Source organism: Saccharopolyspora sp. NPDC002376 (genome assembly GCF_053593195.1).
This window is the reverse complement of record NZ_JBSFBZ010000021.1, coordinates 92,339-104,627: the sequence shown is the minus strand read 5'-3', so window position 1 is coordinate 104,627 and position 12,289 is coordinate 92,339. Positions and strand designations below refer to the sequence as shown.

Here is a 12,289-nt window from a genome sequence, read left to right as displayed (position 1 = left end):
AGTAAGACACCGCCGACACACTATTCACGGGAAGGGGCTCCTTCCATCCGGACTACCGGGTGGAAGGAGCCCCTTCCCGCATTTCCAGAACTTTTTCCAGACGGATCGAGGATCAGCCGGTGAGTGGTGGGTCTTCGGGGTTCGGGGTCGTACTCTGGCGGCATGGGTGGTGTGCGGATTCTCATCGTTCAGCCGTCGAAGTCGGATCCTCCGGGGCCGTTGGGCGAGTGGTTGGTGGCGGCTGGCGCTGAGGTGGACGTTGTCCTGCCCGCTGAGCAGCCGTTGCCAGCGGACTTCAGCGAGCATCAGGGGTTGGTGGTGCTCGGTGGCGAGATGGGCGTTTACGACGACGCGGGGCACCCGTGGCTGGCCGAGGTTCGGGCATTGCTCAGCAAGGCTGTGAGCGAGCGTGTACCGACTCTGGCGTTGTGCCTCGGGGCTCAGTTGCTGGCTGCGGCTACCGGAGGACAGGTGCGGGCGGCTCGCAACGGGCCGGAGGCCGGGACGTTGCTGATCGCGAAGCGGGATGTTGCGGCGGAGGATCCGTTGTTCGGGCCGGTTCCGCTGACCCCTGATGTTCTGCAGTCCCATTCCGATGAGGTGGCGGTGTTGCCGCCGTCGGCGCAGTTGTTGGCTTCCTCGCCGAAGTGCGACAACCAGTTGTTCCGGGTCGGGGAGTGCGCTTACGGGATGCAGTTCCACATCGAGACGACGACGGACCTGGTGCTGGAGTGGGCCGAGTTGTCGCCGGAGATCGCTGCCGCGATTCGGCCGGGGCAGTTGGAGCGGGCGCATCTCGACGAGTTCCACGCGGACATGGCCGAGACCTGGCAGCCGGTGGCGGAGCGGTTCGTGCGGTTCGTGGGGACCCCGCCGGAGGATCGGAAGGCCAGCAGATTCCTGCCGTTGGCGTGATCGTCATCAGGTCGGGTCCACACCGGGGCGGTGCGCGGACTACGGTCGGGTAATGGCCAACAGCAACTCGTCGCGCTCGGGTTCGGTGCCGTCTCCCGCTCGTTACGGGTTCACCGACGCGTCACGTGCTGAGGCCCAGCTGAGACGTGCCGGCTGGTGGTCGGATCGCGGTCCGGGTGAGGCCGAGCCGATTCTGACGGCGCTGTCGCGGACCCCGGACCCCGATCTGGCGCTGCATTCGCTGGACCGCTTCCGGGACGCTGCGGACGCGAACTGGGCTGAGCTTGCGCGCGAGTTGGCCGACGATGCGGGTTTGCGCGCTCGGTTGTTCGGTGTGCTAGGTGCCTCCACTGCTCTTGCGGATCACCTCGTTGCTGATCCGGAGGACTGGCGTCGGCTGCGCACTGGCGCTGCTTCGGCGAGCACGCTCGAGGAGCGGACCGCGGTGCTCCTGGAGGCAGTGGGCGCGGAGGGGAGCGGTGATCCCGGGACACCGGGTGGTCCCGTTGCGGCGGTGCACGGTCCTGAAGCGGTCATGGCGCTGCGCCGGGCTTACCGGGGGCTGCTGATGGACGTTGCGGGGCAGGACATGGCCCACGTCGTCGATCCGGCGTTGCCGAGCATGCCGTACGAGGACGTGGCAGCGACGTTGTCCGAACTCGCGGTCTCGGCTCTGCGTGCGGCGTTGTCGGTTGCGGTGGCTGAGTTGCGGCAGTCCGGTGCGGACGAGGTGCCGCGGCTCGCGGTGATCGCGATGGGCAAGTGCGGCGGACGTGAGCTGAACTACGTCAGCGACGTGGACGTTGTGTTCGTCGCGGACCGCGAGGACGAGATTCCGACCGCGATCCGGTTGGCGAGTCTGATGATGCGGGTGGCCGGTCCCGCGTTCTTCGAAGTCGATGCGGCGTTGCGCCCGGAGGGCAAGGCCGGGGCGCTGGTGCGGACGCTCGACGGGCATCTGAGCTACTACCGTCGCTGGGCGCGGACGTGGGAGTTCCAGGCGCTGCTCAAGGCCCGTCCGGTGGCCGGCGACGCGGAGCTCGGCGCGAGTTATCTCGCTGCGGTGCAGCCGTTGGTGTGGACCGCTGCGGAGCGCGAGGGATTCGTGGCGGACGTGCGCTCGATGCGGCGCCGGGTCGAGAACCACGTTCCGTCCGAGCTGTCCGAGCGGGAGTTGAAGCTCGGTCGCGGTGGGCTGCGCGACGTGGAGTTCGCCGTGCAGTTGCTGCAGATGGTGCACGGCCGCAGTGACGACTCGCTCCGCATGACGTCCACTATGGACGCTCTGCGTGCCTTGGGAGAGGGCGGCTACGTGGCCCGCACCGATGCGGCGGATCTGGTGGATTCCTACCGGTTCCTGCGCGCGGTCGAGCACCGGTTGCAGCTGCGGCAGTTGCGCCGGACGCACCTGTTCCCCGAGTTCGACGATGCCGAAGCGTTGGGCGTGTTGGCCCGGGCGGTCGGGTTGCGTTCCAGCGGTCGGAACACGGCGGCGCAAGCGTTGGTGGCGGAGTTTCGGCGGCACAGCAACAGGGTTCGACGGCTGCACGAGAAGTTGTTCTACCGCCCGCTGCTGGAGGCGGTCGCGAAGGTGCCCATGGCGGCGCTGCGGCTGACCACTTCGGCAGCGGTGGAGCGGTTGGCCGCGCTCGGTTACACCTCGCCCGAGGGGGCGTTGCGCCACATAGGAGCGTTGACCTCGGGGGTGTCCAGGCGGGCCAGCATCCAGGGCACGTTGCTGCCGATGTTGTTGGACCTGCTGGCGAACACCCCGGACCCGGACGGCGGGTTGCTGGCCTACCGCAAGGTGTCCGAGGCGTTGGCCGAAACCCCTTGGTACCTGCGGTTGTTGCGGGACGAAGGGGTGGTGGCCGAGCGGCTGGCGCAGCTGCTCGGCACCTCGAAGCTGGTTCCGGAGCTATTGGTGCGGGCGCCGGAAGTGCTGCGGTTGTTGTCCGACACCCCGGCGTTGTCCGGACGGGATCCGATGGAGGCGTCGGTTTCGCTGCGCAGCACCGTGGCGCGCTACTCGGAGCCGGCGCGGGCTGCGGCTGCGGCGCGTTCGCTGCGGCGGCACGAACTTCTGCGCATCGCCTGCGGTGACCTGCTCGGATTGGTGGAGCCGGCCACGGTGTTCCGGGCGTTGTCGAACATCTGGGCGGCGGTGCTGGAGTCGGCGCTGGACGTGTCGATCCGGGACACCGCCAAGGCGACCGGTGATGCCCCGGCGCGGATCGCGGTGATCGGGATGGGTCGCCTGGGCGGCGCCGAACTCGGTTACGGCTCCGACGCCGACGTGATGTTCGTGTGCGAGCCGGTGGAAGGGGCGGACGAGGCGACGGCGGTGCGGTTCGCGACCACCGTGGTCGAGCAGGTGCGCCGGTTGTTGGGCGCGCCGAGCCAGGATCCGCCGCTGGAGGTCGACATCGACCTGCGGCCGGAAGGGCGCCAGGGCGCTCTGGTGCGCACGCTGGATTCCTACCTCTCCTACTACCGGCGCTGGGGCGAGGCGTGGGAAGCGCAGGCGTTGCTGCGGGCGCAGCACGTCGCCGGTGACCAGGACCTGGGTGAGCGGTTCTGCCGGGCCATCGATCCGATCCGGTATCCGGAGGGAGGGTTGGACGAGGCACGGACTCGGGAGATCCGCCGGATCAAGGCACGGGTGGATTCCGAGCGGCTGCCCCGGGGCGCGGACCCGGCCACCCACACCAAGCTCGGCCGCGGTGGTCTGGCCGACGTGGAGTGGACGTTGCAGCTGCTGCAGTTGCAGCACGCGCACGAGCACCCGGCGCTGCGCACGACTTCGACGTTGGAGGGTCTGCGGGCCGCGACCAACGCCGGTTTGCTGGAGGCCAGCGACGCCAATGAGTTGGCGGAGGCGTGGACGCTGGCGATGCGCATGCGCAATGCGGTGATGCTGGTGCGCGGTAAGCCGGGGGACCAGTTGCCCAAGCAGACGCGGGAGTTGAACGCGGTGGCCGCCGCGCTGGGGTATCCGGCGGACGTGGACACCGGGGAAGTCGTCGACGACTACCTCCGCGTCACCCGGCACGCGCGGGCCGTCGTGGAACGGGTTTTCTACGAATCGTGAGCGTCCTGGGGTGGCGATCGTGATCGATCTGCGCACGGCGGCGGAAGAGGATCATCCGCGAATCGTGGCTGCCATCCAGCGGTGGTGGACCGATTCGCGCAGCCCGGAAGCCGCCCGCGAACTGTCGTTGCTGGTGCCCCGGTTGTTCCTGCAGCACTTCTCCGGCACCAGCTTCGTCGCGGAGCGGGATGGCCGAATGGCGGGTTTCCTGATCGGTTTTCGCTCCGCTGATCGCGCGGCCGAGGCCTACGTCCACTTCGTCGGCGTCGATCCGGAGTTGCGCCGGTCCGGGCTCGCGCGCCGGTTGTACGGCGAGTTCTTCGCTGCCGCGGCGCGGGCCGGGCGGGCCCGGGTGCACTGCATCACCTCGCCTGCCAACACCGGTTCGATCGCCTTCCACCGGAGCATGGGTTTCGAGCTGATCGCCGGTGACGCCGAAATCGACGGAATTCCGGTGCACCGCGATTACGACGGACCCGGCCACGACCGGGTTTGCTTCGCGCGGGACATCGATCCGGATGAATTCCGCTGAGTCGTCCAGCGGTCGGCAATTCGGCTGGGCGCAGGTGGTGGCGTAGCCCGGACGACGCAATGCCGTTCAGCGTTCGGTCCGCATTGCGGTTTCACGGCTGCTGAGCTGGTCGAAGCGGGTTTTCGCGAACCCGGTCGGCGGTCCCGAACTCGCCGGATTCGCCAGTACCCTGCGCGAGTAGAAGGCGTGGGCGGCGAACAAGGGGACTGCCGATGTCCGAGGACTTCGAGGTGCTCGTCGACAGGCAGGCGTTGTGCGGGGCGAGCCCGCTGTGGATGCCCGCGCTCAATTGCGTGCACTGGGTGGATCTGCTGCGCCGGGAATTGCACACGTATCACCGGGATTCCGGTGGGGACGACGTCCGGGTGCTGCCGGGGCCGGTGACGGCGTTGGGCGCCACCCGGCACGGTCAGCTGATCGCTGCCGCGGGAACCGGGTTCGCGCGGGTGCATCTCGGGCGTTCGGCGTTGGAACCGGTCGTCCAGGTGCGCAACGGCGATCGCATGGGGGTCGGCGCCTGCGATCCGGCCGGGCGGTTCGTGGCGGGAACCCAGACGCACTCCCGGGAGCTGCAGGCCAGCGGGCTGTACGTGCTCGACGGGGACCGGGCGCGGCTGCTGGTCGCCGGGGTGACCGCGGCCGGTGCGGTGGCCTGGAGTCCGAGCGGTCACCGGATGTACTTGGTCGATATGCGCAGCATCTGGGTTTACGACTACGACCCGGAGCGCGCAATGGCGGTTTCCGGGCGGCAGTGGGTGGTGTGCGGTGAGCCGGAGGGCGAGCCGGAGGGGATCGCGGTCGACGCCGAGGGCTGTGTGTGGGTCGCTATGCACTGGAGCGGGCGGATTCACCGCTATGCGCCCAGCGGAGACCTCGAGACGGTTCTGTGGGCACCGACGCGGCGGATCACCAGCCTGGCCTTCGGCGGTTCGCGGTTGGAGGAGATGTACCTGACCTCGGCGTGCTACGGCTACGACGAGCTCGCGCTCCTCGACGACCCCTACGCCGGTGCGCTGATGCGCTTCAAACCCGGCGTGCTCGGCGCTGCTCTGCCGCCCTGGCAGGGGATTTGACCTGACTGCTAATAGTCGATATTGGAAGTCAACCCGTCCAGGATCTGCTGTCGGATGTCGAGGCGCCAGGGACGAACGGATTGGACATCAACGTCCGCTGACGCGCAAAACGAGCGGGGCGAGGACCGAAGTCCCCGCCCCGTTCGTTCGGATCAGACGATCACACGTCGAAGTACAGCGAGAACTCGTGCGGGTGCGGGCGGAGGCGGATCGGGTCGATCTCGTCGCCGCGCTTGATGTTGATCCAGGTCTCGATCAGGTCGGGGGTGAACACGCCACCCTCGAGCAGGAAGTCGTGGTCGGCTTCCAGGTTGTCGATGGCCTTGGACAAGCTGTCCGGCACGATCGGCACGTTCCTGGCCTCTTCCGGCGGCAGCTCGTAGAGGTCCTTGTCGATCGGCTCGGCCGGCTCGATCTTGTTCTTGATGCCGTCCAGGCCGGCCATCATCATCGCGGCGAACGCCAGGTACGGGTTGCCGGACGGGTCCGGGCAGCGGAACTCGACGCGCTTGGCCTTCGGGTTCGCACCGGTGATCGGGATGCGCATGCACGCCGAGCGGTTGCGCTGCGAGTACACCAGGTTCACCGGGGCCTCGTAGCCCGGCACCAGGCGGTGGTAGGAGTTCACCGTCGGGTTGGTGAAGGCCAGCAGGCTCGGCGCGTGGTGCAGGATGCCGCCGATGTAGTAGCGCGCCATGTCCGACAGGCCGGCGTAACCGGACTCGTCGTAGAACAGCGGGCTGCGGTCCTTCCACAGCGACATGTGGCAGTGCATGCCGGAGCCGTTGTCGCCGAACAGCGGCTTGGGCATGAAGGTCACGGTCTTGCCGCTGTCCCAGGCGGTGTTCTTGATGACGTACTTGAACAGCTGCAAGTCGTCGGCCGCGTGCAGCAGCGTGTTGAACTTGTAGTTGATCTCGGTCTGGCCGCCGGTGCCGACCTCGTGGTGCGCCCGCTCGATGGTGAAACCGGAGTCGGTCAGCTGGGTGCACATCTTGTCGCGCAGGTCGGCGAAGTGGTCGTAGGGCGAGACCGGGAAGTAGCCGCCCTTTATCCGCGTCTTGTAGCCGCGGTTGCCGCCTTCCTCGTCGCGACCGGTGTTCCACCAGCCCGCGATCGAGTCGACCTCGGCGTACGTCTTGTTCGGGCCTTCTTCGAACTTGACCGAGTCGAAGATGTAGAACTCGGCCTCGGCACCGAAGAACGCGGTGTCGGCGATGCCGGACTCGGCCAGGTACTGCTCGGCCTTGCGCGCGATGTTGCGCGGGTCGCGGGTGTAGGGCTCCAACGTGAGCGGGTCGTGCACGAAGAAGTTCAGGATCAGCGTCTTCTCGGCCCGGAACGGGTCGATGCGCGCGGTGTAGGGGTCGGGCAGCAGCAGCATGTCCGACTCGTGGATCGACTGGAAGCCGCGCATGGAGGAGCCGTCGAAGCCCAGCCCCTCGGTGAACGCTTCCTCGTCGAAAGCAGCGGCGGGCACGGTGAAGTGCTGCATTACGCCCGGCAGGTCGCAGAACCGGACATCGATGAACTTCACGTCCTCGTCGGCGATGAAGCGCAGGACCTCGTCTGGATTCTTGAACAAGCTCGGTGGCTCCTTCAGCATTCGATACAGCTCACCGACGCCACGTCGAATGTTTCCGCCGCCGGCTCGGTATTCACCGTATGTCCTGGGTGTTGCTCCGTCGTCACCCGAATGTTTCGCAGGCGTTAACTGAGCCCCGATCGGGTGATGAGGGTTGCGTGCAGGGGTGCAGCGCGGTGCTCCGACGGTAGCAGCGGCTGCGGCACGTACCCTGGATGACGTGCGAAGAGTCGGATCCTGGCTGGACCGCCCCAAGGGTGCGTTGAACCACGTGCGCGAGCAGGCGAACGAATCCCGGCCGAAGTGGCGCGGCGAGAAGATGGGGCTGCCCGAGAGCGGGCCGGGCTCGGCGGCGCCGGTGGGCCGGCGGCTGGGGGCGTTCCTCGTCGACATCGTGTTGGCCGCAATGGTCGCCGCGCTGTTCACCATGCCGAACTACCCGGAGAACTGGAGCCTGGTGGCGTGGGCGGTCATCACCGTCGTCCCGGTGTCGTTCTTCGGCGCCACGCCGGGCATGGCCTTGCTGCGGATCTGGGTCGCGCGGGTCGACGGCACGGTCATGGTGGGGCCGTGGCGGGCGGCGCTGCGTTGCGTCCTGACCGGCCTGATCATCCCGGCCGTGGTCTGGAACTTCGACGGCCGCTCCTGGCACGACCGGCTCAGCGGAACCATCGTTCTGCGCCGGTGACGAAAGCCTGTCTTCTGGCTGGTTTGCGTGGCGGTGCGGGTGGCGGAACCTCAGCGCCCGCCTGGACTGCGGGTGCCCGACTTTATGTATGCGCCAATACGCGGCAGTGGGGCCGTCCTCGCCAGGACGAAACGCTGAGAACCCGCGGCGGCGCAAGCGCGGAGGCGGGCTGAACGCCTCCGGCGTTTCAAGACAACGACCAAGGATCAAAGACAGGCGGATAGAAAAAGCGGGCTCGGGGTGCTTTCCCCGAGCCCGCTTCGCGTTCCTGGCGGAATTACCGCGCGCGGCGCATCGCGCGCTGCATGTTGCGCATCTTGGCGCCCTGCGGCACCGGGCCCTTCGGCAGCGCGTTGCCGCGGTTGGCCAGCGCCGCGAGCCGGTTCTCGATCGAGTCGATCTGCGCCGGGCCGATGTTGCGGGGCAGCTTGGTGATCCGCTGCTGCAACTTCGACAGCGGAACCTGGTTCTCCTCGTTGCCGACCATGATCTCGTAGATCGGGGTCTCGCCGACGAGCCGGGCGACCCGCTTCTTCTCCTGCGCCAGCAGCGACTTCACCCGGTGCGGGGCGCCTTCGCCCACGAGCACGATGCCGGGCCGACCGATCAGCCGGTGCACGGCGTCGAGCTGGGCGGTGCCCGACACGGCCTGGGTCAGCACCCACCGGCCGCGCAGGTTGTCAAGCGCCCACCCGGCAGCGCCGGGCTGGCCGTCAGCTTTGCGGTACACGCTCGACTGCACGCGGCGGCCGAAGAGGATCACCGCGCCGAGCAGACCGAAGGCCAAGCCCACCGGGAGGAACGCCCAGTGCAGGCCCCAGATCATGCCCAGCAGGAAGACCACTGCGGTCACGCCGAGGAACACCCCGAGCATCAGCGGGAGGAGGAGCTTGTCCTCCCGGCGCTGCATCTTGAACACCTCGAGGATCTGCTTGAAGCGTCCTCGAGTTGCCTTGCGCCGTTCTTTGGCCGCCGCTTTCTTGGCAGCCTTGTCCTCCGTGGCCATGCATTTCAGGATACGGCGCGAGCTGGACCAGGTGCAGGTGCGGTCCCCATGCGTGACCGACCCGTGAGTTCCGGTCCGCCGCTGTGTCCAGATCGTTTTGCCTGCTAGACGCACGTGAGCGCTTCGAGGTGCTCTCGCGCCCCGAAGCGCTCACGTGTCATGACCAGCGGAAACGATCCCCAGGTCGATGGATTTGCTGTTGTGGGAACTGCTCAGCGGGACAGGAGGCTGGTGGCTTCCTGCGCGGCCGTTCCCTCCTTGGCCAGGTGGGCCATGTTCTCCGGGAGCGGCATGCCGCGGTGCACGGTTGCCTTGGCGAACAGGCGGCCCGCGCGGTAGCTGGAGCGCACCAGCGGTCCGGCCATCACACCGGGGAAGCCGATCTCCTCGGCCGCCTTGGTGTGCTCGACGAACTCCTCCGGCTTGACCCACCGGTCCACCGGGTGGTGGCGCGGGCTGGGCCGCAGGTACTGGGTGATGGTGATGATGTCGCAGCCAGCGTCGTGCAGGTCCTGCAGCGCCGGGCGCACCTCGTCCGGGGTTTCGCCCATGCCCAGGATCAAGTTGGACTTGGTGACCAGGCCCGCCTCGCGCGCCTCGGAGATCACCTGCAGCGATCGCTCGTAGCGGAAGCCGGGGCGGATCCGGCGGAACACGCTGGGCACGGTCTCCAGGTTGTGCGCCAGCACCTCCGGCCGGGAGCCGAAGACCTCGGCCAGCTGGTCGGGCTTGGCGTTGAAGTCCGGGATCAGCAGCTCCACGCCGGTGCCCGGGTTGAGCGCGTGGATCTGGCGGACCGTCTCCGCGTACAGCCACGCACCGCCGTCGGGCAGGTCATCGCGGGCTACACCGGTGACCGTCGAGTAGCGCAGGCCCATCGCCTGCACCGATTCGGCGACCTTGCGGGGTTCCTCGACGTCCAGCTCGGCCGGCTTCCCGGTGTCGATCTGGCAGAAGTCGCAGCGGCGGGTGCACTGGTCCCCACCGATGAGGAACGTCGCCTCGCGGTCCTCCCAGCACTCGAAGATGTTGGGGCAGCCCGCCTCCTCGCAGACGGTGTGCAGTCCTTCGCGGCGGACCAGACCCTTGAGCTCCTGGTACTCGGGTCCCATCCGTGCGCGGGTCTTGATCCACGACGGCTTCTTCTCGATCGGGGTCTGGCTGTTGCGGGCCTCCAACCGCAGCAGCTTGCGACCCTCCGGCGCCACAGTCACGCGCCCCAGGCTACGCCCTCGGGGAACGCCCTGGTCATCTCGCATCTCGTTCCGCCAGGCGAAAGAAACCGCAGGTGAGCTGGGTCACCAACTCGGTGGGACGCCGGTGTGCTCGGCGGTGACCTCCCACAGTCGCTGGGCGGTGCGGACGTCCCGCGCGGCCTTGCTGACGCGTGCGCGGGTCGGGTGGCCGCGGACCTCGCCGATGCCGCTGGGGCCGAAGTAGTCGCCGCCGCGGACGCCCGGCGCGGTGGCGGCGAAGAGCTGCGGCAGCGCGCCTTGCTCGGCGGGCTGGGTGACCAGGCGGGTTCCCAGGTGGACGACGTTGTGCACCGGCGTGGGCAGCGAGTGCAAGCGGGACGAGTTGTGGGTCAGCTCGGTCATCGCCATGCCCGGGTGCGCGGCGACGCTGATCAGGTCGTGCTGCGCGAGCTTGGCGGCGCGGGCGAGTTCCAGCGCGAACAGCAGGTTGGCGAGCTTGGACTGGCTGTAGGCGCGCACCGGGTGGTAGCGGCGGCGGGTGAAGTTCAGGTCGTCGACGTCCAGGCCGCCGCCGTGGTGGGCGAGGCTGGAGACCGTCACCACGCGCGCGCCCGGGCGCAGGGCCGGGACGAGCAGCCAGGTCAGCGCGGCGTGCCCGAGGTGGTTGGTGCCGATCTGCAGCTCGAAGCCGTCCTCGGTGGTGCGGTGCGGGGTGGCCATCACCCCGGCGTTGTTCATGAGGACGTCCAGACCATCGGTGCGCTCGCGGATTTCGGCGGCGGCTTCGCGGACCGAGGAGAGGTCGGCGAGGTTCAGCTCGACGAGTTCGGGCGCTGTGGTGGCGGTCCGGGCGATCTCCTCCTGCGCCGCACGTCCCTTCTCGGTGTTGCGGCAGGCGATGAGGACGCGGGCGCCGCGCTCGGCCAGCACTTGTGCGCTGCGGCGGCCCAGGCCGGAGTTCGCGCCAGTGATCAGCACGGTTCGGCCGGTCTGGTCGGGGATGTCGGCTGCGGTCCACCTCGTCATGCCCGAAACCTACTCTTGGTAGGTTCGGGGTACCAGGGGGTGTCGATGATCAGGTGCGGGAATACTGCCCGGTTGTGTCTGCAACATCCTGGACGGTGCGCATCCGATGGGCGCAGTGGTCCCGCGTGGTGCGCCTTCGCCTGGCGGGTGATCGTTGGCCGAGGCTGAGCGAAGGGCCCATCTCGGTGGCGCTGCGGTTGGTCTGGCTCCTGCCGTTCGCACTAGTGCTGCTCGGCTGCTGGCTGGAACTGCTGGTCGTCCTCGCGCTGATGCCACTGGTCCTGGTCGCGCGGACCGCCGGTCGAGGATGGCGGTTGGAGATCAGCACCCGCGGGTGTCGAGCCGGGGAGGTCCGCGTGGGAAACCTCGCCGCTGCCCGGCGGATGCGCCGCGCGTTGCGCGAGCACCTCGGGCGCAACAGCGGGCTCGACGGCGCGGAGGTGCTGCTGGCGGGGGATCGCGCGGAGTTCACGCCGGTCGCGATCAGCGCGCGCCGTTGGCGGCTGGTCGAGAAGCAGCTGAGTCCTTATGGGCGGCGGCGCTGGTTCTTGTGGCGGCGCAAGATGTCGTTCCAGTACGCGGTGGACAGCCTGCCCAGCGGACTCGGCGATGATCCGATCTCGGTGATCATCGCGATCCCGTTCCTGCTCTTGTTCGCGGTCCTGTTCTGCGCTGCAGCGGCGGAGCTCGCGGTGCAGATCGTGCTGCTGCCGATGGTCGTCCTGCTCCGGCTGTGCCACGTGCTGCCGTGGTCGGTGGAGCTGGTCCGGCCGAACGCGGTCGAGCCCCCGGCGCTGATCCGCGGCATGGTCGCATCGGTGCACAAGCGGCAGGCCTTGACCGTCGCCCATGCGCTCCGCATGCCGGTGCCGAGTCTTCGGCAGGAGGTGACCGTCCCGGCGTTCCAGCGGATGTGACGCCGGGTCAGCCGGTCAGCGCAGGGATGGCAAGCAGGACTTGCGCGACTCGGTCGGCGTGGCTCGGACCAGGTGTCCGGGCTGATCGAGTCGGGGGGAGATCGCCCCGCTGCCGATCGATGCGCTGGCCCGCGTGGTGTTCGGCTCGCTGTCGGCGGGCGCGACCGCCATAGCGGCCTCCAGCACGCCGAAGCAGGCCCGCGCGGACATCGGAGCCTGCGTGGAGCGAGTCCTGCAGGGCCTGCGCACCCGCTGACGGG

The 12,289-nt window shown here is 68.6% G+C and carries 11 protein-coding genes; 7 read left to right on the top strand and 4 right to left on the bottom strand.

Going from position 1 to position 12,289, the window contains the following annotated elements:
• The first annotated feature begins 162 nt into the window (after window positions 1–162).
• The 4 genes from ACWCO2_RS16685 to ACWCO2_RS16670 all read left to right on the top strand — a co-directional run bounded on the left by ACWCO2_RS16685 (window position 163) and on the right by ACWCO2_RS16670 (window position 5,611).
• Window positions 163–915: a type 1 glutamine amidotransferase gene (locus tag ACWCO2_RS16685; protein WP_450128616.1), complete on the top strand. Its 753-nt coding sequence runs from the start codon at window positions 163–165 to the stop codon at window positions 913–915.
• Between the two features lie 52 nt (window positions 916–967).
• On the top strand, window positions 968–4,006 hold the full coding sequence (locus ACWCO2_RS16680) for a bifunctional [glutamine synthetase] adenylyltransferase/[glutamine synthetase]-adenylyl-L-tyrosine phosphorylase (RefSeq protein WP_450128615.1): 3,039 nt from the start codon (window positions 968–970) through the stop codon (window positions 4,004–4,006).
• Between the two features lie 10 nt (window positions 4,007–4,016).
• Window positions 4,017–4,538 carry an N-acetyltransferase family protein gene (locus tag ACWCO2_RS16675; RefSeq protein WP_450128614.1) on the top strand — a complete coding sequence of 174 codons (522 nt, stop codon included), beginning with the start codon at window positions 4,017–4,019 and terminating at the stop codon, window positions 4,536–4,538.
• Between the two features lie 212 nt (window positions 4,539–4,750).
• A complete protein-coding gene (locus tag ACWCO2_RS16670) occupies window positions 4,751–5,611 on the top strand; it encodes an SMP-30/gluconolactonase/LRE family protein (RefSeq protein WP_450128613.1) in 861 nt (286 codons plus the stop codon).
• Window positions 5,612–5,771: 160 nt separating this feature from the next.
• Here the strand turns inward: ACWCO2_RS16670 and glnA are convergent, their stop codons facing one another.
• Window positions 5,772–7,196 (bottom strand): type I glutamate--ammonia ligase, encoded by a 1,425-nt coding sequence (gene glnA, locus ACWCO2_RS16665; protein WP_450128612.1) that lies wholly within the window; start codon window positions 7,194–7,196, stop codon window positions 5,772–5,774.
• A gap of 220 nt (window positions 7,197–7,416) precedes the next feature.
• Here glnA and ACWCO2_RS16660 point away from each other — a divergent pair, with 220 nt between their 5' ends.
• On the top strand, window positions 7,417–7,884 hold the full coding sequence (locus ACWCO2_RS16660) for an RDD family protein (protein WP_450128611.1): 468 nt from the start codon (window positions 7,417–7,419) through the stop codon (window positions 7,882–7,884).
• 277 nt (window positions 7,885–8,161) lie between these two features.
• Here ACWCO2_RS16660 and ACWCO2_RS16655 read toward each other — a convergent pair whose 3' ends face one another.
• The 3 genes from ACWCO2_RS16655 to ACWCO2_RS16645 form a co-directional block, all read right to left on the bottom strand.
• Entirely contained in the window at window positions 8,162–8,890 is a 729-nt protein-coding gene (locus ACWCO2_RS16655; RefSeq protein WP_450128610.1) for a DUF4191 domain-containing protein, read from the bottom strand.
• A 212-nt stretch (window positions 8,891–9,102) separates the two neighbouring features.
• A complete protein-coding gene (lipA, locus tag ACWCO2_RS16650; RefSeq protein ID WP_450128609.1) occupies window positions 9,103–10,104 on the bottom strand; it encodes a lipoyl synthase in 1,002 nt (333 codons plus the stop codon).
• Window positions 10,105–10,188: 84 nt separating this feature from the next.
• Window positions 10,189–11,112, bottom strand: a complete 924-nt coding sequence (locus ACWCO2_RS16645) for an oxidoreductase (RefSeq protein ID WP_450128608.1) — start codon at window positions 11,110–11,112, stop codon at window positions 10,189–10,191.
• A gap of 95 nt (window positions 11,113–11,207) precedes the next feature.
• Here ACWCO2_RS16645 and ACWCO2_RS16640 point away from each other — a divergent pair, with 95 nt between their 5' ends.
• Together ACWCO2_RS16640 and ACWCO2_RS16635 are read left to right on the top strand one after the other, a co-directional pair.
• Complete coding sequence (locus ACWCO2_RS16640) at window positions 11,208–12,029, top strand: hypothetical protein (RefSeq protein WP_450128607.1); 822 nt, start codon at window positions 11,208–11,210, stop codon at window positions 12,027–12,029.
• 133 nt (window positions 12,030–12,162) lie between these two features.
• The gene (locus tag ACWCO2_RS16635; RefSeq protein WP_450128606.1) at window positions 12,163–12,285 is read left to right on the top strand and encodes a hypothetical protein; all 123 of its coding nucleotides are present in this window, start codon (window positions 12,163–12,165) and stop codon (window positions 12,283–12,285) included.
• Window positions 12,286–12,289: the final 4 nt, after the last annotated feature.

What these genes read in the sequence shown, in the direction of transcription:
- ACWCO2_RS16685 (WP_450128616.1), top strand. Translation starts at nt 163, where the DNA reads ATGGGTGGTGTGCGGATTCTCATCGTTCAGCCGTCGAAGTCGGATCCT.
- ACWCO2_RS16680 (WP_450128615.1), top strand. Translation starts at nt 968, where the DNA reads ATGGCCAACAGCAACTCGTCGCGCTCGGGTTCGGTGCCGTCTCCCGCT.
- ACWCO2_RS16670 (WP_450128613.1), top strand. Translation starts at nt 4,751, where the DNA reads ATGTCCGAGGACTTCGAGGTGCTCGTCGACAGGCAGGCGTTGTGCGGG.
- ACWCO2_RS16655 (WP_450128610.1), bottom strand. Translation starts at nt 8,890, where the DNA reads ATGGCCACGGAGGACAAGGCTGCCAAGAAAGCGGCGGCCAAAGAACGG.
- ACWCO2_RS16645 (WP_450128608.1), bottom strand. Translation starts at nt 11,112, where the DNA reads ATGACGAGGTGGACCGCAGCCGACATCCCCGACCAGACCGGCCGAACC.